Raw genomic sequence first — 25,039 nt, 5'->3', positions numbered from 1 at the left:
AATAGTTGAATAGTAGGCATTAAAATTGCTAGATAGTTTTTGTTTGTTGTTGATTAGCAAACTAAGATTCTTTGATTTTAATATGCACTCTTTTGGTATTCATTCCATAAATCCTGAAGTTCATCTGCATTTTCTAAGACATATTGCCTTATCATTTTTAGGTCTTTTGCTTTTGCTTTACCATCTCTCAGTTCACCGTTCAGAAACATTGAATCCACTTCTTTTCCGTGGATATAAAAGTGAATATGCGCTTTTTGACCTTTATGGTTATGTTCGTTAGGATGAATTTCAATACCATACTTTTATACTCAATAAAAATCAAAGAGAAAACTAGAAAGCTAGGCACAGGCAGTACTTGAGTACGACAAGCCGACGCTGACGTGGTTTGAATTTGATTTTTGAAGAGTATTAGGAAAGAATATTTAGGCATGTAGTAGTCCCACGTAGTCCTTCCATGTTTCAAGGTAGTTATCGCGATTTAACTCAATTTGCTTTTGAGCAAAACGAATGTCATAGTCTGCCAAGTCCAAATTTTCTAATACTTCTCCAGTTAGAATACTAAAGGTTCCAATTAATTCATCGTCATCATACATGCGTAAAATAGGGTTGCTTGGATTCTTGTAAATATCATCTTTTGTCACTTCTAAATTAGTTACACCAAATTCCTTGAACATGAGTGCTTCTCCTTTTTCTTTTATTATATCATTTTTGCTAGAATTGTCACGGTTTTCGATATATTTGACTACAAGGAATAGCTTTTATTCAAGTATAGTCTAAGTATAGTCTAACATAAAATAGAAATTGAAAAAAATGGCAAAATCCGATATAATGGAGTGTTGAAAGGAATGGTAAAATCCAATGTAGAAATCATTCTTAGTTATTGAAACAAGAAAAATAGAGAATCAAAGAAAGAGAACTTATGAATATTCAAGAAGAAATTAAGAAACGTCGTACCTTTGCCATCATCTCTCACCCGGACGCGGGGAAAACAACCATTACTGAGCAGTTGCTCTACTTTGGGGGCGAGATTCGTGAGGCTGGTACCGTAAAAGGAAAGAAAACTGGGACTTTTGCCAAGTCTGACTGGATGGATATCGAGAAGCAGCGTGGGATTTCCGTTACTTCATCTGTTATGCAATTTGACTACGACGGCAAGCGCGTGAATATCCTAGACACACCAGGGCACGAGGACTTCTCAGAAGACACCTATCGTACCTTGATGGCGGTGGATGCTGCTGTTATGGTCGTGGACTCTGCCAAGGGTATCGAGGCTCAAACCAAGAAATTGTTTGAGGTCGTGAAACACCGTGGCATTCCAGTCTTTACCTTTATGAACAAGCTAGACCGTGACGGTCGTGAGCCACTGGACCTCTTGCAAGAATTAGAAGAAGTCTTGGGCATTGCGAGCTATCCGATGAACTGGCCAATCGGGATGGGGAAAGCCTTCGAAGGCTTGTATGATCTTTATAACCAACGCTTGGAACTTTACAAGGGGGATGAGCGTTTTGCTAGCCTAGAAGATGGAGACAAGCTTTTTGGAAGCAATCCTTTCTATGAGCAAGTCAAAGACGATATTGAGCTTTTAAATGAAGCTGGGAATGAGTTTTCAGAGGAAGCAATCCTTGCTGGAGAATTGACGCCTGTCTTCTTCGGTTCAGCCCTGACAAACTTTGGTGTGCAGACCTTCCTTGAAACCTTCCTCAAGTTTGCTCCAGAACCACATGGGCATAAGAAAACAGATGGCGAAATTGTGGATCCTTACGACAAGGATTTCTCAGGATTTGTCTTTAAAATCCAAGCCAACATGGACCCTCGTCACCGTGACCGTATTGCCTTTGTCCGTATCGTGTCAGGTGAATTTGAGCGTGGGATGAGTGTTAATCTGCCTCGTACTGGTAAGGGGGCTAAACTGTCTAATGTCACTCAGTTTATGGCGGAAAGTCGTGAGAATGTGACCAATGCCGTGGCAGGTGATATTATTGGAGTTTACGATACCGGTACTTATCAGGTTGGGGATACTTTGACAGTTGGAAAAAACAAGTTTGAATTTGAACCGCTGCCAACCTTTACTCCTGAGATTTTCATGAAAGTTTCTGCTAAGAATGTTATGAAGCAAAAATCCTTCCACAAGGGAATCGAGCAATTGGTGCAAGAAGGAGCTATTCAGCTTTATACCAACTACCAAACAGGTGAATATATGTTGGGTGCCGTTGGTCAATTGCAGTTTGAAGTCTTCAAACATCGTATGGAAAATGAGTACAATGCAGAAGTGGTTATGAGCCCAATGGGTAAAAAGACCGTTCGCTGGATCAAGCCTGAGGACTTGGATGAACGGATGTCATCTAGTCGTAATATCTTGGCCAAGGACCGTTTTGACCAACCAGTCTTCCTCTTTGAGAATGACTTTGCCCTCCGTTGGTTTGCGGACAAGTATCCAGATGTAGAGTTGGAGGAAAAGATGTAGATCTCCAAAGTTACTTGATTGTGTAACAATCTAAGTAACTAACGCCAAGTTTCTATGGAACTTGGCTAGGCGCTCCACTAGTAAAGTTTTACGAATATTATCGATTCGTAAAACTTTACGTCGTAACGATTAGATAGTGTATGTCCTAACTGCCTTGCTAACTCATTGGCGAAAAATAATCGTTTTCGTGTCCTAATGAAAAAAGAGTGCCTGAGTTGGTAACTTACCTTAAAACTATTGCAAAAAGCCAAGAAAATCCCTTCCTTGGCTTTTGTTGTAGCTTGCTATTCAAAATTTTCCTAATTTTCCTAAAACTCCGTCCCGATTTGGGACGGAGTTTAGGAGGTCTTTTAGGTCGCTAATCGGTAAACAGCTTCAGCATAGATATCCATAGCATGATAGAGATCATCTAAGATAGCATATTCATTTGCTTGGTGTTCTGTTTGCTCTCTTCCTGGGAAGAGGGCACCAAAAGCGACACAGTTTGGCATGGTACGTGCAAAGGTTGCGCCGCCAGATGATAGAGCGGGACTATTGTCACCAGTTTTTTCTTCATAAACCTGCATGAGTGTAGTGACGAGCATACTATCTCTTGCCACGTAAAGTGGCGCTAGGTAGTCAAATTCTTGGTAGCTAAGTTGGTAAGCTTTTGCGCGCTCTTTCAGCTGATGAACAAGGGCATCCTTGTCTGCAAGGACTGGGATTCGGATATCAATTCGAATCTCAGAACTTTCGGGAGTAATGGTTAAGGCGGCCACATTAAAGGATAAATGTCCAGAAGGCTGGTCGCTGATATCACCAAAGATTCCTTTTCCTTGACCATCTTGACCAACTTCTTTGGCAAGAAATGTCAGTGCAGGATGGGATTGAATAGAATCAAGGATGGTGGCTAGACGAATGACTGCATTAATCCCTTGACTGGCATCCTTGGCATGCTTAGATAGTCCTAGAACAGTAAGGGACTGATCATTTTGTTGATAATCATAACAAGCAACTACTAGACCTTCTTGGAGTTGTTCCATAAGTGGTCCTTGATAAGTTGCCTTATCAGGTACGACATTAAAGGCTCCACCTATATCTAAGGAGAGTTGTTCTGACCCAGGTCCATGAAGTTTGACTTGAAGGAGCCCTTTTTCTGCATAGGTTAATGGGAATGATGAGTCAGGAGCAAATCCCATGCTGGCCTGTTCTTCAATGGCATTATATCTTGCCATACAACGCCAAAGGGTTTCTTCATCAGTACCAAATATGAAACGAACCCGTTTTTTGAATTGAATTCCTTGGTCAAGCAAGCTTTTGACTGCGTAAAGGGCTGCAAGAGAAGGTCCTTTATCATCCTGCGCACCCCGACCATAAATCCGTCCATCTCTGATACTAGCTTCAAATGGAGGAGTTTCCCAGTCTGTCAAATCGCCTGCAGGAACGACATCTAGGTGGCAGAGGATAGCAAGGAGATCCCCCTCACCAACTTCTGCATAACCATAATATCCTTGAGGATCCAGATAGGTTTTAAAACCAAGTTCTTGACACAAGTCCAGAGTTTTTTTCAGGACATCTTGAATGGCTTGACCAAAGGGAGTGCCATTTTCGCCTTCATTGAGAACAGAAGGATAAGAGATGATTGTTTTCAAACTTTGAAGAAAATCCTCTTTGATTGATTCTGTAATATAGGATTTCATCCGTATTTCCCCTTTTGACTATAAGAATGGCACTAGGGTACCCAAGATAAGAAGTAGAATACTTGCAACGACAATGACGATGACGAGTTTTCCAACAAATTTCCACCAAGTTCCAAGGCTGACACGACCAAGAGCAAGAGCACCCATAACAATACCTGAAGTAGGAGTCACAAGGTTAAGGACACCAGATGCAGATTGGTAGGCAGTGACGATAAGGCTTGCTTTAACATTGACGAATTCTCCAAGAGGAGCCATGATCCCCATGGTTGCACTAGCAAGACCAGATGAAGAAGGAATAAGGAAGGACATAGGTAGGTAGAAGATATAGGTCAATACGATGAAGACTTGAGGAGAGAGACCTTGAAGGCCAATTTCACCCCAGTGTAGGATGGTTGCAGTGATCATACCATCGTTCATGATAACTTGGATACCACGAGCAACCGCACAAATTAAGGCTACTGAAAGCAAATCTGCAGCACCAGTTAGGAAGGTTGAGACAATCTTGCTTTCTTTGAGACCATAGACAACCCCGATCAAAATCCCCATAACGGCAAAGAGCATAGCGCCTTCAGGGAAATACCAGCTACCAAATGGTAGAGCAGATGAACCGATAACTCCTCCAATTACAGGAAGTCCGATTAACCAATTCTTGAAGTCTTCAAATACAGTAACATGCAAATCAACCCAAGGGATGAAACTTGCAATCATAATGATAAAGGTTAATACAAATAAAGCAAGGACATGTTTTTGTTTCTTGCTCAAGGTAGATGGTGCATCATCGTTTTCTGAAACATTGAAGTGTTTGATATCTTCTTCGCGTTGAGCGTAAACGAGTGATTTAGTAGGATCTTTTTGAATCTTTTCTGCATAACGATAGACAAAGTAAGTACTGATACCTGTCATTACAAACCAGAAGATAACACGGAGAATAACCCCGTCCATAGAAGAGATTCCTGCAGTATCAGAAGCGATAACAGTAGCAAATGGATTCAATGTAGATGCCAAACAACCAACTTGAGAACCTAGTAAGATGATGGCGACGGCTGTGATACTGTCAAAACCAACTGCCATCATTACAGGAATAAGAAGAGGGTAGAAGGCCATGGTTTCTTCTCCCATACCATAGGTAGTTCCTCCAAGTGCGAAGAGGGGCATGAGGATGAGAATCAACATTTTTTCGCGGCCCTTGTATTTTTTAACGATGGAGGCAATCCCTACATCGAGTGTACCAGTAGCGTTTACGACACCAAGGAAACCTCCGACCATAAGGATAAAGAAGGCAACATCGATGGCTGCGCTAGTTGGTTCGTGACCGAGCATGGCACGAATTGGTGCCATGAGGACATCGTAAATCCCTTGAGGATTTGAGTCAACAGTTTGATAGGTACCTGCGATGAGGTTACCTGCTTCGTTGGTATCATACTTACCTGCAGGGATGACCCAGGTCAAGAATGCCATAATGGCAATGATGATGATCAAAACAGTGTATGATGAAGGCATTTGAAACCTTTTTTTATTTTCACTCATTTGTTTTTCCTCCTAAACTATGTCACACAGTATAAAAACGAATGATGTGGCAAGAGTGCTGACTAAACTTTCTTGAAAGATATGACTAAACTATTATTCTTTCACGATGATTGTTCCGCTATCAGATTCAATCAAGGCTCCCAAATTGCTGAGGGAAGTGATGACGGCTTTTCCTGCTGGACGATTGGTTACAAAATCAATGGCAGCTTGGATTTTTGGTAGCATACTACCAGGAGCAAATTGCCCCTCTTTGATGTATTCTTGAAGTCGGCTAACAGTTACTCGCTCCAACTTTTCTTGATTTGGTTTGTTATAGTTGATATAGGCATAATCGACGCCAGTTAAAATGATGAAGAGATCTGCTTCGACTAGCTCTGCCAAGCATTGCGATGCAAAATCCTTATCGATGACAGCTTCTACTCCTGAGAAGTAACCGTTTTCATTTTTGGTTACAGGAATACCTCCACCGCCTGCTGCGATGACAATTTGTCCCTTATCTAAGAGTGCGCGTATACTATCGATTTCTTTGATATGAACAGGTTTTGGAGAAGCCACTACCTTACGCCAGCCACGTCCTGCATCTTCTTTAAAGTTAGCCCCAGTTTTTTCGCTTTCTGCTTTAGCCTCTTCTTCTGAGTAGAATGGACCAATGGGTTTACTTGGATTGAGAAAGGCAGGATCATTCTTGTCCACGACAACTTGTGTGACAACAGAAACGACAGTTTTATCAAGATGAATATCCTGTAAAGCATTTTCCAGAGCATTCTGGAGCCAAAAACCGATGCTACCCTCAGTCATAGCAACAAGTGAATCGAGAGGAAAGGCAGGATTTTTTTCGGAATTCGCTGCTAGGTGTTGGAGGAGAAGGTTACCAACTTGCGGTCCATTGCCATGGGTGATAATCAATTCATCACCATTTTGGATGAGTTTCACCAGATGGTGTGCTGTTTCTGCCAGAGCAGCTTCTTGAGCTTGAGCAGATGGATCTGTGGAAAGAATGGCATTTCCTCCAAGAGCGACAACGATTTTACGATGAGACATGAGCGCTCCTTTCTTTTGGATGAACAAAAGCCAATTTTGGTTAAAGGCTTGGATTTGGAAGTTGAGAAGAAAGATTTTGTAGGGACGAGTTGAGTTGGAATTTCGAAATGCGAATAACTGGAAGGCAGTTACTTGTTATGAGGTTTTTGCTTGAATGGTGACTATTGGAGAATTTCAACTCAGAGCTCGTAACTATTACAAAAAGGGACTGGACTAAAACACTAGTCTCAGCCCCTAAGCTGTTTCTTATAGTTTGTATCACACTTTAGGAATGTAGAGATTTCCTAGTGTAGCAGCCATAACGGCTTTGATGGTGTGCATACGATTTTCTGCTTGATCAAACTGACGAGCATATTTGCTATGGAAGACCTCATCAGTTACTTCCATTTCTTTTACACCAAATTTCTCAGCTACTTGTCTGCCGTAGATTGTGTTCGTATCATGAAAGGCTGGTAAGCAGTGGAGGAAGATTAAGTTTTCATTGCCTGCTTTCTTAACAAGATCCATATTGACTTGGTAAGGTTTTAGCAAAGCGACGCGTTCTGCAAACTTATCTTCTTCGCCCATAGATACCCAAACATCAGTGTAAAGGACATCAGCCCCTTTTACAGCTTGATCAGCATCTTCTGTGATGAGGATGTGAGCCCCACTTTCTTTGGCATATCCCTCAGCCAGTGCAACAACTGCCTGATCTGGGAAGAGTTCTTTTGGTGAAAAGACATGAACGTTCACACCAAGGATCGCTCCTGTTACTAGAAGGCTATTGGCAACATTGTTACGACCGTCACCACAGTAAACCAATGTCAAACCTTCAAGATGTCCGAAATTTTCTAGTACTGTCAAATAGTCTGCAAGCATTTGAGTTGGGTGCCATTTATCCGTCAAGCCATTCCAAACAGGAACACCAGAGAATTCAGCTAATTCTTCAACCATATCTTGACTAAAACCACGGAATTCAATACCATCAAACATACGTCCCAAAACTTTTGCGGTATCTTCCGTAGTTTCTTTTTTACCTAGTTGAATATCGTTGGCCCCCAGGTATTCTGGATGTGCACCAAGATCGATTGCAGCAGTTGTGAATGCTGCGCGTGTACGGGTAGAAGTTTTTTCGAATAAAAGAGCAATATTTTTACCAGCTAGATAGCGGTGTTCGATGTTTCGTTTTTTAAGATCCTTCAAGTGAGCTGAAAGTCCAATCAAATATTCGAGCTCTGCACGGGTAAAATCTTTTTCAGCTAGAAAACTTCTTCCTTGAAATACTGAATGTATCATTCTATATATCCTTTTCTAACAAGCATGATTCTGCTAGCAGATGCTAGGCAGAAATAGGAAGAATTTAAATGTCTTCGCGTTCAAACGGCATTGACATACAACGAGGTCCACCACGACCGCGTACCAACTCCCTGCCGCGAATCTTAATGAGACGAAGTCCATATTCTTCAAGTTTCTTATTGGTCACAGTGTTGCGTTCATAAACGACTACGACACCTGGTGCGATAGCGAGTGTGTTAGAGCCATCATTCCATTGTTCACGAGCAGCTGCAACGATATTCCCATCACCACAAGGAATGAGTGTAACTTTTTCTAAACCAAGGTTTTGAGCAAGGAGCTCTGCCAAATCTCCTTTTTCTTCAACAATCTTGAGTTCTTCATTTTCGTAAGTGACGGAATAGACGCGAAGATTGCCTTGGATTTCTGGGTGGATTGTAAATTTGTCATAGTCTACCATGGTGAAGACAGTATCCAAGTGCATGAACTTACGGCTGTTTGAAAATTCAAAAGCCAAAACTTTCTTGAAGCCAACATTCTTTTTGAAGATATTAACCAAAAGTTTTTCGATAGAAGCGGCATCAGTCCGTTGAGAGATCCCAACTGCTAGGACATCTTTTGAAAGAACAAGTTCATCTCCACCTTCAATCCGAGTAGTTTCTTCACGGTTATAGATGAGCTCTACTTTGCCACCATAAATTGGGTGATGCTTGAAGATGTACTTACCATAAAGTGTTTCGCGATTGCGTGTATCGGCGTACATGTGATTAAGTGATACTGCATTTCCGATAGTCGCAAATGGGTCGCGGGTGAAGTAAAGGTTTGGCATTGGATCGATGGCAAACGGATAGTCAGATTCAACCAAGTCAGTTAATCCTTTGCCTTCTTCAGGGATGTCAGGCAATTCAACTTTTTGAACACCTGCCATTGTTTTCTTGATCAGTTCAAGATTGTCGTCAATATCATGAAGCAGTTTTCGGATGGCATTTTTAGTTTGTCGACCACGAATATTTGCTTCGTTGAGATATTCTTCGATGAACTGGTCGCGTATTTCTGGAGAAGTTAATGATTCAGCAGCCAATTGTTCAAGATAGAGCACTTCGATTCCTTCGTCACGGAGTGCTTGAGCAAAGGCGTCGTGTTCACTTTGGGCATCTGCTAAAAATGGGATGTCATCAAAGAGCAACCTCTCAAGGTGATCTGGCATCAAGTTTTCTAATTCTTGACCCGGACGGTGCAACATAACTTTTTTCAGTTTCCCAATTTCTGAGAAAACATGAATTGGATGTGAAGACATGTGTATCCTCCTTTTTTTCTCGTGTGTACCAAATGATATTGGTATCGCTTACAAGTTAATAGTATCACAAATTAATATGCATTACAAGGGATATGATAAGGACTAAAAGGCTTTAAAATGGCTATTTTAAAGGATTTATTACATTTTTTTATAAGAATATTCACAAATATACATGTTAAGTTAACTTATTTTTATATTCTATAAAATTTATGCATAAAAATATTTTTAAAATTTTTTAAAAAAATTTTGTGAGAGTGGAAAAAGGTGGATTTTCTGATGTGAAAAGTTTGTTGAAATAAAAAAATCCCTTAGACTAGGACGATTGATCTAGCCTAAGGGAAGAATAGTTGGGTATTAGATACCGAAATTTTTCATAAAAATTGTGAAGAGTGCCAGTAAGATGAAACTGATACTATTAAGTAGCATATGGACCGAGATAGACATTTCCAAACGTCTAGTACGATAAGCAGTCCAAGTGAGGACTGCTGACATCCAGCCATAAATCAAGAAGGAAGGGAGATTAGAAGGTCTGTGCGCAAGGAGGAAGATTAGCCAACCAATGACATAGCCAAACTTTTCGTAGCCTTGGAAGAGTTTGGTAGGAATAATCCCGCGACAGATGATTTCTTCACAAATAGGTGCGATTAAAACGATGAGGAAGAAACTGCTAATCAGAGAGCTTTCGGAAATAAGGTTGTTAATTACTTGCTGATTAGAAGTTGTTGTTTGTTTTATGAGTTGTAACCAGATGCCACCTACAAGATTTCCAACAAAGATTGTCAAATAACTCAAAACAATACGAGGAAGATCAGTAATCGTTAAGAGTTTAGGCTTAAATACTAGTAACTTGCTCTTATGGGCTCCGTATAAAAAGATAGCAAGCACAAGAATCGAAATAAGAGCTACGATAAGTGATGACCATATAGGATCAATCTGACTTATTGCTAGCAGAGCTAGAGTTTGCATTGGGATTTGAGAGAGAACGATGGCTACTAACAAAATCCCAAACCACGCGAGTCGTTTACGAAAATCTTTAAAAAAGTTCATTGATATGTCTCCTAAAATTTTTATCTAATTATAACACAATTGCTGAGAGGATTCTATTTGTTACCATAAGAGGAAAGTACAGACGACAAATAGAATATCCCGAATCAAATGACCGTAGAATGATACCTCCTGTCTCAAATTTTTTGGGAATAAAAAACTGAGAAATAGAGCACCAAGGCCAATATAAAAAGCAATCGATAAAATGGTGATTGGATTACGTAGGAAGATTAAAATAGAAATGATGATGAAGGAAAATCTCACTTCCTTGCTACTGGAATCTTTTTGTAACCTTCTCCATTTTTTCAAGGGGAGAAAGGTAACGAGATCAACTCCAAAGAGAAAAAAGAAGGAGGGAAGGATGAGTTCTACAGCTTCTTTTTGAAGTAAGTTAACAGTGACGATACTCTCTGACAGAACAAGTCCAACACCACAGAGGTTGACCACAATCATCATACTATAAAATAAAAAGATAAAGCGACTCCTATCAATCAGTCTATATCTTTTCAGGTTGTGACTAGATAAATAATGCATAAAGGCACAAGACCCAGATAAGCCCAATAAAGCCAGTAGAAAATAAAAACAGGATTGTTTAAGGACCAGAGAGGTTCCAGACCAAAAGATACAACTACAAAGTGCCAGTTGGATTAAGGCAAAGAACAAGAGTAGTCGAATTGATTTCATGACTTTTTCCATAAAGTATCCCCTATATTTTTTTCTTATTATAGCTAAAAAATAGGAGAGAAAAATCCTTAAATTCCCAATTGTCGATTTTTAGAGCTGTCTTGTCTTTTGAGCCCTAAAAATCCCCCTTCAAGGGTTTCTTGAAGAGGGGAGATAGGGTGTACAGTTGATTGTTCTAACGTTTAGACCAGGTTCGCTTCATAAAGAGTAGTATGATTGGATAGATTTCAAGACGTCCTGCAATCATAGCAAAGGATAGTAGAAGTTTTGAAAATGGACTAAAAATTGAGAAACTTGCAGTTGTTCCTAAAATAGGACCGATATTGTTAAAACAACTGAAAACAGCACTCGTAACAACCATTAAATTATTGGTATCTAAACTGACGATGAAAATCAAACTGAGTAAAATCATGATATAAACCACAAAGTACTTCAGAATCTTGTGCTGGGTATCCTTATCAATAACCGTTTGATTAACCTGAAGGGTTAACACACGGTGAGGTGATATGGTAGACAAGACTTGATTTTTAGCAATTTTAGATAGGATGACTCCGCGAATAACCTTGAGACCACCTGCAGTGGAGCCGGCAGAACCACCAATTGCCATCAGCATTAGCAAGATGTATTGAGAGAACAAAGGCCAGTTCGTGATATCCCCATATCCAAAACCGGTAGTGGTAATGATGTTAGATACTTGGAAGAAGGCCATCTCAAAGCTTTGTGAAACTCCGCTATAGAGGTGGAGTGTGTTAAGCGTGATTAAGCCAGTTGATATGGCTACAATCAAGAGATAGGCTCGGAGTTCTTCATCAAAAAAGAATTCCTTAATACGACGGAGCATAAGATAGTAGTAAAGGTTGAAATTGATCCCGAACATCAAAACACCGATACTTGTCAAATAGGTGATGAGAGAGCTTTGGTAGTGGGCAATACCGTCGTTATAGACAGTGAAACCTCCAGTTCCAGCAGTTCCCATAGCAATAACAAAACTATCGTAGAGTGGCATCCCAGCAAGATGATAAATAACCACAAAGAGGGCGAACATAGCCAGGTAGAGGATGTAGAGGATCTGAGCTGTGTTTTTAAGCCTAGATACCACTTTACCAAATACTGGGCCAGGAACCTCTGCCTTCATAACTTCTAAGTGGCTATTTTTAGCGTTGTCCATAATCGCTAAAGCAAACACCAGCACCCCCATCCCTCCGATGAGATGGGTAAAGCTACGCCAGAATAGAAGAGAACGGCTTAAGACAGAAACATCGTTGAGGATAGTTGCTCCTGTCGTTGTAAAGCCAGAACTAATCTCAAAGAAGGCATCTATTAGATTGGGGATTTGTCCAGAAAAGACAAAAGGAAGAGCTCCAAAGAAAGACCAGAGGATCCAACATAGAGCAACAATCAAGACCCCTTCTTTTGCATAGATACGTTGTTTTTTAGGCTTGCTAATGATACCGAGAACTCCTAGAACTACAAGTATACCAATAGTAGAAAAAAGAGCTGTGAAAACTTGGCTAGATTCTCGATAATAGAGAGCAACACTAACAGGAACTAAGAGTAGTACAGCTTCTATCAAGAGCAATTTTGCGAGAAGAAAGCGAATCATACTTCTGTTCATGGCTTACCTCTCTAGCAAATCGTAAATCTTGGTGATATTTGACAGTAGCGTGATAACCACTAGTTTATCACCGACTTGAAGGCTATCTTCACCAGTTGGGAAGATGGTTTTCCCATTACGAATAATAGCAGCAATCAATAAATCTTTTTTGAATTTAAGTTGAGACAAAGGTTTGCCAGTCATTTTATTGGCTTCCTTAATGAGGAATTGGAGTGTCTCAAGCTGTCCATTTGCAAGGTGGTGCATAGCTTGAAGGTCTGAATATTGGGCATTAGCACGACCATGGATAAAGTGCATAATGGTATCGACAGCGATTGTTTTTGGTGTGATGATACTAGAAAACTCTGGAGCATGGATAATCTCTAGAAGGCTGGTTCGGTTGACCTTAGTGATATTTTTCTGAACACCTACACTATCTAAGAACATAGAAGTAATGATATTTTCTTCGTCAACGCCAGTAAGAGTTGCGACAGCATCGTAATGTTGAGCACTTTCTTCTAGGAGAATATCTTTTGCCGTTCCGTCACCTTGGACAATATAGAGTTTGGGATATTTTTGGCTGAAAAATGCTGCACGATCTGGATTGAGCTCAATGACCTTGGTATCAATACGGCTATCCTTTAAAATGCCAACGAGATAGTAAGCGATTTTTCCAGCACCGATAATGAGTAAGCTCTTAACAACACGAGATTTGACATAGTTATGAAAGAGCATCATGTCAACCCGATCACCTGTAACAAAGATCCGATCCTTGTCTTGGAGGACCATATCTCCACTTGGAATCATGAGCTTATGGTCTCGCTCGATAGCACAGACGATAACATTGCCAAACTTTTTCCGGAAGTCTGCGATAGACATTTGGCAGATATTGCTATCCTTACGGACAACAAATTCCATTAGACTAACCAAACCACCTGCAAAACGCTCAACAGATAGAGCATTTGGGAAATCGATAATATTAGCGATAGCACGAGCTGCAAGGAGTTCAGGATTGACAATCAGAGAGAAACCTAGAATATTTTTTTCTTTGAAATAGGGGTTGGAATATTCAGGATTGCGGACACGAACAATAGTTTCTTTAGCCCCCATTTTTTTAGCCAGAAGAGCTGAAACCATGTTGACTTCATCATACTGAGTCATAGCAATAAAAATATCACAGTCTTGGACATTAGCTGCTTCTAGTATAGCAAAATCAGCTCCATTACCTGCAATTCCCATAATATCAAAACGGCTTGTCATGTAGTTAAGAACAGTTTCATTTTGTTCAATGAGGACAACATCATGATTGTCAGCGACAAGCGAACGACAGAGGGCAGATCCAACTTTTCCCCCTCCGACAAGAATAATCTTCATTTTTAAATAACCTACTTTTTCAAGATGTCTCTATCATACTCTTTTTTAGAAAAAAATGCACTCGGCAACCGACCAATTTCCCTACTAAAAGGATAAGTTTGTCGTTTTCTTTGTTTTACTTGATAAAAACTTCTTGCCCGCAACTGAATGGATGTCTAAAATTATACATTTTTCATACTGTTTTTCTGTGATTTTTTAGTCTGACTGATGCATTTCTACCTTTTTTAAATATGCTTGTAAAAAAAATGAAAAAAATCAAGTCATTTCTATTGACAATCAAGCTGAAAGTGATATACTAAAAAAGTAGTTTCGCTGATTTACTTCAAACCTGTTGTGAGGTAAGTTAACGATGCCTTAACCACACTGTTTGCTGAGCTTGACTCCGGGCAGTGTGGCTATTTTTTTGCATTAGTGAGAGGAAACAAGGCATGGCAAATCACATTGTATTATTTGAACCCCAGATACCACAAAACACAGGCAATATTGCGCGTACTTGCGCAGCAACAAATGCGCCTCTTCATATTATCAAACCAATGGGCTTTCCGATTGACGACCGTAAGATGAAGAGAGCTGGTTTGGATTATTGGGACAAACTTGAGATTTATTTCTATGATAGTTTAGATGAATTTATGGAAAAAATGGATGGCCAGGTCTACTTGATTTCTAAGTTTGCAGAAAAGGTCTATTCAGATGCAGACTTTACGACAGAAGGGGATCACTATTTTCTCTTTGGGAGGGAAGATAAGGGCTTGCCTGAAGAATTTATGCGTGAGAATCCAGAAAAGGCTCTCCGCATTCCCATGAATGATGAGCATGTTCGCAGCCTGAATGTATCTAATACAGTATGTATGATTGTCTATGAGGCTCTCCGACAACAAAACTTTGTGGGCCTCGAACTGGTTCACACTTATGAAACAGATAAATTGAAATAAACACTTAAATAAAATGCTTGCGCTTGCAAGCTTTTTTTGTTATCATAAAGGGGTCTTCAGGGCTGGGTGTAATTCCCGACCGGCGGTGAATTTAACTAGGAAATGATCTTTTCCTTTTATACTTTGTTGACAAGCTTTGCCTAACCCAAAGTTATGCCTATAGCTTGTCGCCTAGTCTAAAAGAAAAATCTCCATTTCCATATAGTTAAAGAAGTCCGCGAGCGCAAGCTGATGTGGTGAGATTCCACAACCGACAGTATAGTCTGGATGGGAGAAGACGAAAGGATAGCTTTGTCTATTCTAATTGATTTTTTATAGGTAAATTGCAACCGCTTGCTTAAACAGAGTGAGGGGAAACTTTTGGAATATAAAAATAGAGGGTAGATAGAGGAATCCTTTCCAACTTCTTCTGATTTTATAGAAAATTGGAGGAACCTGTTATGACAAACACACGTCGACTTTCGACCATTGCAATTTTATCAGCACTTTCATTCGTGTTGATGTACTTTGACTTTCCGCTTCTACCTGCGGCGTCCTTCTTAAGGATTGAGTTCAGTATTTTACCGGTCCTTGTGGGCTTGGTAGTCTTGGATTTACCAGCAGCTTTTGGAGTGCTTTTCCTTCGGTCCTTGTTGAAAATCCTTCTGAACAATCAAGGGGTTAGTACCTATATTGGTTTACCGATGAATATTGTTGCCTTGGGAGTCTTTGTACTTGCTTTTGGTTTGATTTGGGAAAAAGAGCGAACAACCATGCGTTTCGTCCTAGCTTCACTAGCTGGTACGCTTGGTTTAACTCTAGCTATGCTAGTTCTAAACTATGTTTATGCTGTTCCTTTGTACGCTAAGTTTGCTAATTTTGATATTGAGAAAATCTTAGGATTGAGCAACTACCTGATGACTATGGTTTTGCCTTTTAATCTGATTGAAGGTATTATCTTTGCCATCTCTTTCTGGTTGTTGTTTGTCCTTTTGAAACCAACTTTAAAATACTATGAAAGATAAACAAACATTTATGATGAAGGGCTCTTTTGCCCTTTTACTTTTTATGATTATTGGCTATATTGTCAAATTTTATCCAGAAATGCTGGTCGGTTTTGATCAGCCGATTCAGACTGCCATTAGAGGTGATTTACCTGAGACCTTAACGCTTCTTTTTCGGGCAATTACGCACTTAATTGATATCCCAGTCATTATTAGCTGGGTTTTAATTGTAGCTTTTATATTTTATCGTAAGCAATGGAAGATGGAAAGTTATCTCATGCTGGGGAATTTGACTTTAGCTGGAATCTTAATCGTAACTTTTAAAAATATCTACCAAAGACCACGGCCAGAAATTCTACACTTGGTAGAAGAAAAAGGTTTTTCTTTTCCAAGCGGACATTCTCTGGCAGTAACGATTATGGTTGGAACTTTGATTGTGATTTTGAGCCAACGGATTAAGAATACAGTCTGGAGAAAAATCGTTCAAATCTTGCTAAGTTTATACATCTTCAGTGTATTGGTATCAAGAATTTATCTGGGAGTTCACTACCCATCAGATGTGATTGCCAGCCTTTGTGTAGGCCTAGGAGTTTTGTTTATGGAGTTTCCTTTCTATGATAAACTGCGTTTTCAATGGCGCTTCAAAGGAAAGCAGAAGTAGGAATTGCCCCTTCTTGAGGAGATAAAAATGGAAGTCAACATAAAAGATCTTCATCCGACTCAACTATATTTATCAGAAAAGAAGTTACAAAATATCCAGATGCTTTATCAGTCGGTAGAATTAATCAATGTTGATCCAATTAGCGTTCTTGCATTTGGAGATTATTTGTTGATTACAGATGGGCATCACAGGGCTTATCAGGCTTTATTGATAGGCCAGAATACGATTTCTGCTGAGTGGGATAGAGATGGAGGTGATGAACTCTATCAACTCTATGCGCAAGCTTGTGAGAAAAGAAGGATATGCTCTGTTCTGGATTTAAAAAATCATATCTTACCTCAAGATGAGTATGAAGCAAAATGGTATAACTGGTGTGATGGGTTTAATCAAGCAGCGGAGCTAGTATTAGGATTAGAAAATGATGACAAAAATCATTCAGATAGATGATTCCTTGCGTCTAGTTCCCTATTTTTTAGCGGATCATCATGATGCAGCTTTGGCCTGGTATCAAGATGTGGATTTGGTGGAACTTGTAGACGGCATTAGAATACCCTATAGTTCAGAAAAATTAAATGCCATGTATTCCTATTTAGAAAGACACGGGGATTTGTTCTGGATTGAGTTTCGAGAAAAGGAAGAGTGGCTTCCAATTGGGGATGTAACCTTATCTCAGGAGAATCTTCCTATTGTGATCGGCAATCCAACTTATCAACATCAGGGACTTGGACGCAAGGTTTTGAAGGCTTTGATTGATCTAGCTCGGCAAAAGGGTTGGAAACAATTGAAAGTTCAAGAAATCTACACTTTCAACCGTATCTCTAGAAGATGTTTTGAGTCTCTTGGATTTGTGGAAAGTGGTACTACTGAAAATGGAGTGAGTTTTGTACTAACTTTGGGCGAATGAACTCACTCCATTGTGGTAGAAGATTCTGAAGATTGATTTCACAAAAAAAGTGTAACATAAAGAAATATCAAAAATAAAAATTTCTCTTGCATTTTTTAAAAAATAGTGTATAATAGATGGGTATGTGTAAAGCATACTTGTGGGAGGTAAAAATCTCTAAATTACCGCCAAAACCACAAAGGAGGATTTAAAAATGGCTAAAAAAGTCGAAAAACTTGTAAAATTGCAAATCCCTGCTGGTAAAGCTACACCAGCTCCACCGGTTGGACCTGCTCTTGGTCAAGCTGGTATCAACATCATGGGATTCACAAAAGAGTTCAACGCTCGTACTGCTGACCAAGCTGGTATGATCATTCCAGTTGTTATCTCAGTATACGAAGACAAATCATTTACTTTCGTTACAAAAACACCACCAGCTGCTGTTCTTTTGAAAAAAGCTGCAGGTGTTGAAAAAGGATCAGGTACACCTAACAAAACTAAAGTTGCTACAGTTACTCGTGCACAAGTACAAGAAATTGCAGAAACTAAGATGCCAGATTTGAACGCTGCAAACATTGAGTCTGCAATGCGTATGATCGAAGGTACTGCTCGTTCTATGGGATTCACTGTTGTTGACTAATCAATAACATCCCTATATAACCCGCAAGACTTCATCATTTCGAGAAGTGACGTGGGAGATGAAAATCGATTGAACCACTTACAAGGAGAATAGAAAATGGCTAAAAAAAGCAAACAACTTCGTGCTGCTCTTGAGAAGATCGACAGCACAAAAGCATACAGCGTAGAAGAAGCTGTAGCTCTTGCAAAAGAAACTAACTTCGCAAAATTTGACGCAACTGTAGAAGTTGCTTACAACTTGAACATCGACGTTAAAAAAGCTGACCAACAAATCCGTGGAGCAATGGTATTGCCAAACGGTACTGGTAAAACAGCTCGCGTTCTTGTATTTGCACGTGGTGCAAAAGCTGAAGAAGCTAAAGCTGCTGGTGCAGACTTCGTTGGTGAAGACGACCTTGTTGCTAAAATCAACGACGGTTGGTTGGACTTCGACGTAGTTATCGCTACACCTGATATGATGGCTCTTGTTGGACGTCTTGGACGTGTCCTTGGACCACGTAACTTGATGCCAAACCCTAAAACTGGTACTGTAACAATGGATGTTGCTAAAGCAGTTGAAGAGTCTAAAGGTGGTAAAATTACTTACCGTGCAGACCGTGCAGGTATCGTACAAGCCATCATCGGTAAAGTTTCATTTGAAGCTGACAAGTTGGTTGAAAACTTCAAAGCATTCAACGAAACAATCCAAAAAGCTAAACCAGCTACTGCTAAAGGAACTTACGTAACAAGCTTGACAATCACAACTACTCAAGGTGTTGGTATCAAGGTTGACGTTAACTCACTTTAATTAGTAATAATTTAACATAAAAGGTTGAAGACAAGTTTGTCTCAACCTTTTTTCTATTAAAAAAATAAAAATACGTATAAACTTTCTAATCTATTTGATATTGTAAAGTATCTAGATAGAAAATTCAGAAAATTTGCTCTTTTCTCTTGAAAATTTTTGAAAAAATGGTATCATAGTAACAAGCTATTTTTAAGAGAAGAGAAAGGGGTAGAATGGAGAAAATCATTTTAGACTCACCAAAGTCAGGTTCAGAACTCGTTTTGGAAACACTTCGTGACTTAGGAATCGATACGATTTTTGGTTATCCAGGCGGGGCGGTATTGCCTTTATATGATGCTATTTATAATTTTAAAGGTATTCGCCATATTCTAGGTCGCCATGAACAAGGTTGTCTTCATGAAGCTGAAGGTTACGCTAAGTCAACAGGAAAACTTGGTGTCGCAGTCGTCACAAGTGGACCGGGAGCAACGAATGCCATTACAGGTATTGCAGATGCCATGAGCGATAGTGTTCCCCTTTTAGTCTTCACAGGGCAAGTCGCAAGAGCGGGAATCGGTAAGGATGCTTTCCAAGAAGCGGATATCGTTGGTATAACCATGCCAATCACTAAGTATAACTATCAGGTGCGCGAAACAGCGGATATTCCACGGATTATTACAGAAGCTGTCCATATTGCAACTACAGGTCGTCCTGGGCCGGTTGTCATTGACTTACCAAAAGATGTTTCTGCCCTTGAGACGGATTTCGTCTATTCATCGGAGATAGATTTACCAAGTTATCAACCAACTCTAGAGCCTAATGAGATGCAAATCAAGAAAATCTTGAAACAGTTGTCTAAGGCTAAGAAACCAGTTTTGTTAGCTGGTGGTGGAATTAGCTATGCAGAGGCTGCAGCAGAGTTAAATGAATTTGCAGAACGTTATCAAATTCCTGTTGTTACCAGTCTTTTGGGACAGGGAACGATAGCAACTAGCCATCCATTATTTTTGGGAATGGGCGGAATGCATGGTTCCTTTGCAGCAAATATTGCTATGACTGAAGCTGACTTTATGATTTCTATTGGTTGTCGCTTTGATGATCGCTTGACTGGAAATCCTAAGACCTTTGCTAAGAATGCTAAAGTTGCTCACATTGACATCGATCCAGCTGAGATTGGAAAGATAATCTCTGTTGATATCCCTGTTGTTGGAGATGCCAAGAAGGCCCTGGAGCTCTTGCTCTCTGAGCCAATTGTTCGTAACAATACTGAAAAGTGGATTGAAAAAGTTACAAAAGATAAGAATCGTGTTCGTTCATATGATAAGAAGGAACGTGTCGTCCAACCACAAGCAGTTATTGAACGTATCGGTGAGTTGACCAATGGTGACGCCATTGTCGTAACAGACGTTGGACAACACCAAATGTGGACGGCTCAATACTATCCTTACCAAAACGAGCGTCAATTGGTTACGTCAGGTGGTTTAGGAACCATGGGATTCGGAGTTCCTGCAGCTATTGGTGCTAAAATTGCCAATCCAGATAAAGAAGTTGTTCTCTTTGTCGGTGATGGTGGTTTCCAGATGACCAATCAGGAATTAGCAATCTTAAACATTTACAAGATTCCAATCAAGGTCATCATGCTAAATAATCATTCACTTGGGATGGTCCGCCAGTGGCAAGAAGCTTTCTATGATGGTCGAACTTCAGAGTCGGTATTTGAAAGCTTGCCAGACTTTCAATTGATGGCTCAAGCCTACGGGATTAAAAATTATAAGTTCGATAATCCTGAAACTCTTGAGAAGGATTTGGAAGTCATCATGGAAGATGTACCAATGTTCATCGAAGTAGATATTTCTCGGAAAGAACATGTTTTACCGATGGTACCAGCTGGTAAGAGTAATCATGAGATGTTGGGGGTGAAGTTTAATGCGTAGAATGTTAACAGCCAAACTTCAAAACCGTTCAGGTGTTCTCAATCGCTTCACAGGAGTCTTATCGAGACGTCAAGTCAATATCGAAAGCATTTCTGTTGGCGCAACGGAAAATCCTAATGTATCACGAATTACCATTATCATTGATGTTGCCTCACATGATGAAGTGGAGCAAATTATCAAACAACTTAATCGTCAGATTGATGTGATTCGCATTCGTGATATCACGGATCAACCCCACTTAGAACGAGAAGTGATTCTTATAAAGGTTTCAGCTCCTGCTGAAAAACGTGCAGAAATTTTGGCTATTATCCAACCTTTCCGTGCAACAGTAGTCGATGTAGCTCCAAGTTCCATTACCATTCAGATGACTGGGAATGCAGAAAAGAGTGAAGCCTTAATTCGAGTGATTCGACCATATGGTATTAAGAATATCGCTCGTACGGGTGCAACTGGATTTACCCGCGACTAAAAATCCAACTTAAATTTGTTAAACTAGTCTAAAAGGCAATAAATAATAGAAAAGAGAGAAAAACTATGGCAGTTCAAATGGAATACGAAAAAGATGTAAAAGTAGCAGCACTTGACGGTAAAAAAATCGCCGTTATCGGTTATGGTTCACAAGGTCATGCTCACGCTCAAAACTTGCGTGATTCAGGTCGTGATGTCATCATCGGTGTACGCCCAGGTAAATCTTTTGACAAAGCAAAAGAAGATGGTTTTGATACATACACAGTAGCAGAAGCAACTAAGTTGGCTGATGTTATCATGATCTTGGCTCCAGACGAAATCCAACAAGAATTGTACGAAGCAGAAATTGCACCAAACTTGGAAGCTGGAAATGCAGTTGGTTTTGCACATGGTTTCAACATCCACTTCGAATTCATCAAAGTTCCTGCAGATGTTGATGTCTTCATGTGTGCTCCTAAAGGACCAGGACACTTGGTACGTCGTACTTACGAAGAAGGATTTGGTGTTCCAGCGCTTTACGCTGTCTACCAAGATGCAACAGGAAATGCTAAAGACATCGCTATGGACTGGTGTAAAGGTGTTGGTGCAGCTCGTGTAGGTCTTCTTGAAACAACTTACAAAGAAGAAACTGAAGAAGATTTGTTTGGTGAACAAGCAGTACTTTGTGGTGGTTTGACTGCCCTTATTGAAGCTGGTTTTGAAGTCTTGACAGAAGCTGGTTATGCTCCAGAATTGGCTTACTTTGAAGTTCTTCACGAAATGAAATTGATCGTTGACTTGATCTACGAAGGTGGATTCAAGAAAATGCGTCAATCAATTTCAAACACTGCTGAGTACGGTGACTATGTTTCAGGTCCACGTGTAATCACTGAACAAGTCAAAGAAAATATGAAAGCAGTTCTCGCGGACATCCAAAATGGTAAATTCGCCAACGACTTTGTAAATGACTACAAAGCTGGACGTCCAAAATTGACTGCCTACCGTGAACAAGCAGCTAACCTTGAAATTGAAAAAGTTGGTGCAGAATTGCGTAAAGCAATGCCATTTGTCGGTAAAAACGACGATGATGCATTCAAGATCTACAACTAATTTTTAAGAATATAAACAGAAGGCGAGTTGGGGGGAACCTAACTCGTTTTTTATCTTGAAAACTCATCTAGGAGGAGATTATGCTAAGTGCAAAAGATGTGGTGAAAGCCCACAAGGTTTTGAGTGGTGTAGTAGCCAATACGCCACTTGACTACGATCATTATTTATCCGAAAAATACGGAGCGAAAATTTATCTTAAAAAGGAAAATGCTCAACGTGTCCGTTCTTTTAAAATTCGTGGGGCTTATTACGCAATTTCCCAATTGACAAAAGAGGAACGTGAACGTGGTGTAGTGTGTGCTTCAGCGGGAAATCACGCTCAAGGTGTTGCCTACACATGTAATGAGATGAAGATTCCTGCAACAATCTTTATGCCAATTACGACACCTCAACAGAAAATTGGTCAGGTTCGTTTCTTTGGAGGAGATTTTGTTACGATCAAATTAGTAGGGGATACTTTTGATGCTTCAGCCAAGGCTGCTCAAGACTTTACTGTAGCTGAAAATCGTACTTTTATTGACCCCTTTGATGATCCCTATGTTCAAGCTGGTCAGGGTACGGTAGCCTATGAAATTTTAGAAGAAGCTCGTAAAGAATCTATTGAATTTGATACTGTCTTGGTACCTGTTGGAGGCGGAGGTCTCATTTCAGGTGTTTCTACTTATATTAAAGAAACAAATCCTCAGATTGAGGTCATTGGAGTAGAGGCTGAAGGTGCTCGTTCTATGAAGGCTGCCTTTGAAGCTGGAGGACCGGTTAAACTTAAAGAAATTGATAAATTTGCGGATGGAATTGCTGTGCAAAAGGTAGGACAGTTGACCTATGAAGCAACACGCAAACATGTAGAAACTCTTATCGGTGTAGATGAAGGCTTGATTTCTGAGACCTTAATTGATCTTTATTCTAAACAAGGTATCGTAGCAGAACCTGCGGGTGCCGCTAGTGTTGCAGCTCTAGAAGTATTATCCGATTATATTAAGGGCAAGACCATTTGTTGTATCATTTCTGGAGGGAATAATGACATCAACCGTATGCCAGAGATGGAAGAACGTGCCTTGATTTATGATGGTATCAAGCATTATTTTGTAGTGAATTTCCCACAACGTCCGGGAGCACTTCGAGAGTTTGTAAATGATATCTTAGGACCTCATGATGATATTACTCGTTTTGAATATATCAAACGAGCTAGCAAGGGAACTGGTCCAGTACTAATAGGGATTGCGCTGGCTGATAAACATGATTATGCGGGATTGATTCACCGTATGGAAAAATTCGACCCGTCTTATATTAACTTAAATGGGAATGAGACCCTATATAATATGCTTGTTTAATATGCTATGAAATTTTTATCATATTATTTGCCTAACCTATTTACTAGTGCTATAATGTAAGTGAAGAAAGGGGGAGATTCCCATGGTTTTAAAAGTTATACTTGTTCTAATTATTCTAATGCTTATTGTAGGAGCTATATTAATGAGCTCAATCTATGTTGTTCGCCAACAATCAGTAGCTATCATTGAACGATTTGGTAAGTATCAAAAATTGAGCAATAGTGGTATTCACCTAAGAGCACCATTTGGAATTGATAAAATTGCAGCTCGTGTACAACTGCGTCTCTTGCAAAGTGAAATCGTTGTGGAAACCAAGACTCAAGATAACGTATTTGTGACGATGAATGTTGCGACACAGTACCGAGTAAATGAACAAAATGTTACAGATGCTTACTATAAACTAATGAGACCTGAGGCTCAAATCAAATCTTATATTGAAGACGCATTGCGCTCATCAGTTCCTAAGTTAACTTTGGATGAATTGTTTGAGAAAAAGGATGAAATTGCATTAGAAGTTCAAAAACAAGTAGCGGAAGAAATGTCAACGTATGGGTACATTATCGTCAAAACGCTCATTACCAAAGTAGAGCCGGATGCGGAAGTCAAGCAATCGATGAATGAAATCAATGCTGCTCAACGTAAGAGAGTAGCAGCACAAGAATTGGCCGAAGCAGATAAAATTAAGATCGTAACAGCGGCCGAAGCAGAGGCAGAAAAGGATCGCCTACATGGTGTGGGGATCGCAGAGCAACGAAAAGCAATTGTTGATGGACTTGCTGATTCTATTAAAGAGTTAAAAGGAGCCAATGTTGAATTAACTGAAGAGCAAATCATGTCAATCTTGTTAACTAACCAGTATTTAGATACATTGAATAATTTTGCAGAAAAACAAGGTAATAATACAATTTTCTTACCAGCAAATCCTAACGGAGTTGAAGATATACGAACCCATATATTATCGGCTTTAAAAGCCAAGTAAACTAAATCTTAACGTCTTATTTGATTGGATATATGTTTTTTTATTGACAAATGCCATAAAAACGTATACAATTAAATATCGTAAAGAATAAAATAGGAGAAAAACATGGCTAAGACTAACTTTGAAAAAGTAGAATCAGTTGTTAGCTGGGTTCGTGATAAGAAGATCACTGGTTATCGTATTTCTAAAGAAACGAATGCACGTGAAATGTCTATCATTGCTCTAGCTCAAGGACGTGCAAAAGTTAAAAATATTTCCTTTGAAACAGCCCTTGGATTAATTGATTTCTATGAAAAAAATCATGAAAAATTTGAAGATTAATCTTTGGATACCAGCAGACTCTAATTAGGGTCTGCTTTTATTTATGGAACGGCGAAATAGCCATGCTATGACCTGCT

The 25,039-nt window shown here is 39.7% G+C and carries 25 protein-coding genes and 1 riboswitch; of the genes, 14 read left to right on the top strand and 11 right to left on the bottom strand.

From position 1 onward, the window contains the following. Positions 1 to 77: 77 nt before the first annotated feature. Both RQ973_RS02205 and RQ973_RS02200 read right to left on the bottom strand, forming a co-directional pair. Positions 78 to 293, bottom strand: coding sequence for a DUF4160 domain-containing protein (locus RQ973_RS02205; protein ID WP_311522643.1), 216 nt, complete (start codon positions 291 to 293; stop codon positions 78 to 80). Positions 294 to 422: 129 nt separating this feature from the next. Continuing rightward, positions 423 to 674: a hypothetical protein gene (locus RQ973_RS02200; RefSeq protein WP_000471833.1), complete on the bottom strand. Its 252-nt coding sequence runs from the start codon at positions 672 to 674 to the stop codon at positions 423 to 425. A 245-nt stretch (positions 675 to 919) separates the two neighbouring features. Between RQ973_RS02200 and RQ973_RS02195 the strand changes: the two genes are divergently transcribed. Then, positions 920 to 2,464, top strand: a complete 1,545-nt coding sequence (locus tag RQ973_RS02195) for a peptide chain release factor 3 (RefSeq protein ID WP_311522608.1) — start codon at positions 920 to 922, stop codon at positions 2,462 to 2,464. Between the two features lie 350 nt (positions 2,465 to 2,814). Here RQ973_RS02195 and RQ973_RS02190 read toward each other — a convergent pair whose 3' ends face one another. The 9 genes from RQ973_RS02190 to trkA all read right to left on the bottom strand — a co-directional run bounded on the left by RQ973_RS02190 (position 2,815) and on the right by trkA (position 13,976). After that, complete coding sequence (locus RQ973_RS02190) at positions 2,815 to 4,143, bottom strand: dipeptidase (protein WP_311522607.1); 1,329 nt, start codon at positions 4,141 to 4,143, stop codon at positions 2,815 to 2,817. An 18-nt stretch (positions 4,144 to 4,161) separates the two neighbouring features. Continuing rightward, positions 4,162 to 5,670: a YfcC family protein gene (locus RQ973_RS02185; protein ID WP_311522606.1), complete on the bottom strand. Its 1,509-nt coding sequence runs from the start codon at positions 5,668 to 5,670 to the stop codon at positions 4,162 to 4,164. Between the two features lie 93 nt (positions 5,671 to 5,763). Further along, a complete protein-coding gene (gene arcC / locus RQ973_RS02180) occupies positions 5,764 to 6,711 on the bottom strand; it encodes a carbamate kinase (RefSeq protein ID WP_311522605.1) in 948 nt (315 codons plus the stop codon). 258 nt (positions 6,712 to 6,969) lie between these two features. Then, positions 6,970 to 7,983 (bottom strand): ornithine carbamoyltransferase, encoded by a 1,014-nt coding sequence (argF, locus tag RQ973_RS02175; RefSeq protein WP_248034733.1) that lies wholly within the window; start codon positions 7,981 to 7,983, stop codon positions 6,970 to 6,972. A 67-nt stretch (positions 7,984 to 8,050) separates the two neighbouring features. After that, positions 8,051 to 9,280, bottom strand: a complete 1,230-nt coding sequence (gene arcA / locus RQ973_RS02170) for an arginine deiminase (RefSeq protein WP_049549003.1) — start codon at positions 9,278 to 9,280, stop codon at positions 8,051 to 8,053. A 354-nt stretch (positions 9,281 to 9,634) separates the two neighbouring features. Continuing rightward, positions 9,635 to 10,327, bottom strand: coding sequence for a lysostaphin resistance A-like protein (locus RQ973_RS02165; protein ID WP_311522604.1), 693 nt, complete (start codon positions 10,325 to 10,327; stop codon positions 9,635 to 9,637). 60 nt (positions 10,328 to 10,387) lie between these two features. Continuing rightward, positions 10,388 to 11,020, bottom strand: coding sequence for a hypothetical protein (locus RQ973_RS02160; RefSeq protein WP_311522603.1), 633 nt, complete (start codon positions 11,018 to 11,020; stop codon positions 10,388 to 10,390). 163 nt (positions 11,021 to 11,183) lie between these two features. Continuing rightward, positions 11,184 to 12,623, bottom strand: a complete 1,440-nt coding sequence (locus tag RQ973_RS02155; RefSeq protein ID WP_311522602.1) for a TrkH family potassium uptake protein — start codon at positions 12,621 to 12,623, stop codon at positions 11,184 to 11,186. A 3-nt stretch (positions 12,624 to 12,626) separates the two neighbouring features. Continuing rightward, a complete protein-coding gene (gene trkA, locus RQ973_RS02150; RefSeq protein ID WP_311522601.1) occupies positions 12,627 to 13,976 on the bottom strand; it encodes a Trk system potassium transporter TrkA in 1,350 nt (449 codons plus the stop codon). Positions 13,977 to 14,404: 428 nt separating this feature from the next. Between trkA and RQ973_RS02145 the strand changes: the two genes are divergently transcribed. The 13 genes from RQ973_RS02145 (at position 14,405) to RQ973_RS02085 (ending at position 24,962) form a co-directional block, all read left to right on the top strand. Beyond that, positions 14,405 to 14,908, top strand: a complete 504-nt coding sequence (locus RQ973_RS02145) for a tRNA (cytidine(34)-2'-O)-methyltransferase (RefSeq protein ID WP_311522600.1) — start codon at positions 14,405 to 14,407, stop codon at positions 14,906 to 14,908. 48 nt (positions 14,909 to 14,956) lie between these two features. Then, positions 14,957 to 15,191, top strand: a riboswitch (FMN riboswitch). Positions 15,192 to 15,348: 157 nt separating this feature from the next. After that, on the top strand, positions 15,349 to 15,912 hold the full coding sequence (locus tag RQ973_RS02140) for an ECF transporter S component (RefSeq protein WP_248034657.1): 564 nt from the start codon (positions 15,349 to 15,351) through the stop codon (positions 15,910 to 15,912). After that, entirely contained in the window at positions 15,902 to 16,552 is a 651-nt protein-coding gene (locus RQ973_RS02135) for a phosphatase PAP2 family protein (RefSeq protein ID WP_311522599.1), read from the top strand. Before RQ973_RS02140 ends, RQ973_RS02135 begins: the two co-directional genes overlap by 11 nt. A 27-nt stretch (positions 16,553 to 16,579) precedes the next feature. After that, positions 16,580 to 16,999, top strand: coding sequence for a chromosome partitioning protein ParB (locus tag RQ973_RS02130; RefSeq protein ID WP_311522598.1), 420 nt, complete (start codon positions 16,580 to 16,582; stop codon positions 16,997 to 16,999). Further along, entirely contained in the window at positions 16,974 to 17,456 is a 483-nt protein-coding gene (locus RQ973_RS02125; protein WP_311522642.1) for a GNAT family N-acetyltransferase, read from the top strand. Before RQ973_RS02130 ends, RQ973_RS02125 begins: the two co-directional genes overlap by 26 nt. Positions 17,457 to 17,649: 193 nt before the next feature. Next, on the top strand, positions 17,650 to 18,075 hold the full coding sequence (rplK, locus tag RQ973_RS02120) for a 50S ribosomal protein L11 (protein ID WP_001085808.1): 426 nt from the start codon (positions 17,650 to 17,652) through the stop codon (positions 18,073 to 18,075). 96 nt (positions 18,076 to 18,171) lie between these two features. Next, positions 18,172 to 18,861: a 50S ribosomal protein L1 gene (rplA, locus tag RQ973_RS02115; RefSeq protein WP_001085672.1), complete on the top strand. Its 690-nt coding sequence runs from the start codon at positions 18,172 to 18,174 to the stop codon at positions 18,859 to 18,861. 212 nt (positions 18,862 to 19,073) lie between these two features. Then, a complete protein-coding gene (locus tag RQ973_RS02110; RefSeq protein ID WP_311522597.1) occupies positions 19,074 to 20,774 on the top strand; it encodes an acetolactate synthase large subunit in 1,701 nt (566 codons plus the stop codon). Next, positions 20,767 to 21,243, top strand: coding sequence for an acetolactate synthase small subunit (gene ilvN, locus RQ973_RS02105; protein ID WP_001253809.1), 477 nt, complete (start codon positions 20,767 to 20,769; stop codon positions 21,241 to 21,243). The genes RQ973_RS02110 and ilvN overlap by 8 nt, the downstream gene beginning before the upstream one ends. A gap of 65 nt (positions 21,244 to 21,308) precedes the next feature. After that, positions 21,309 to 22,331 (top strand): ketol-acid reductoisomerase, encoded by a 1,023-nt coding sequence (ilvC, locus tag RQ973_RS02100; RefSeq protein ID WP_045763621.1) that lies wholly within the window; start codon positions 21,309 to 21,311, stop codon positions 22,329 to 22,331. Positions 22,332 to 22,411: 80 nt separating this feature from the next. Next, positions 22,412 to 23,662, top strand: a complete 1,251-nt coding sequence (gene ilvA / locus RQ973_RS02095) for a threonine ammonia-lyase IlvA (protein ID WP_045763620.1) — start codon at positions 22,412 to 22,414, stop codon at positions 23,660 to 23,662. Positions 23,663 to 23,744: 82 nt separating this feature from the next. Then, positions 23,745 to 24,641 carry an SPFH domain-containing protein gene (locus RQ973_RS02090; RefSeq protein WP_000243418.1) on the top strand — a complete coding sequence of 299 codons (897 nt, stop codon included), beginning with the start codon at positions 23,745 to 23,747 and terminating at the stop codon, positions 24,639 to 24,641. 105 nt (positions 24,642 to 24,746) lie between these two features. Next, entirely contained in the window at positions 24,747 to 24,962 is a 216-nt protein-coding gene (locus RQ973_RS02085; RefSeq protein WP_001140700.1) for a hypothetical protein, read from the top strand. The last annotated feature ends 77 nt before the right edge of the window (positions 24,963 to 25,039 follow it).

Source organism: uncultured Streptococcus sp. (assembly GCF_963511325.1).
GTDB lineage: Bacteria > Bacillota > Bacilli > Lactobacillales > Streptococcaceae > Streptococcus.
This window is presented reverse-complemented; position numbering and strand designations above follow the sequence as displayed.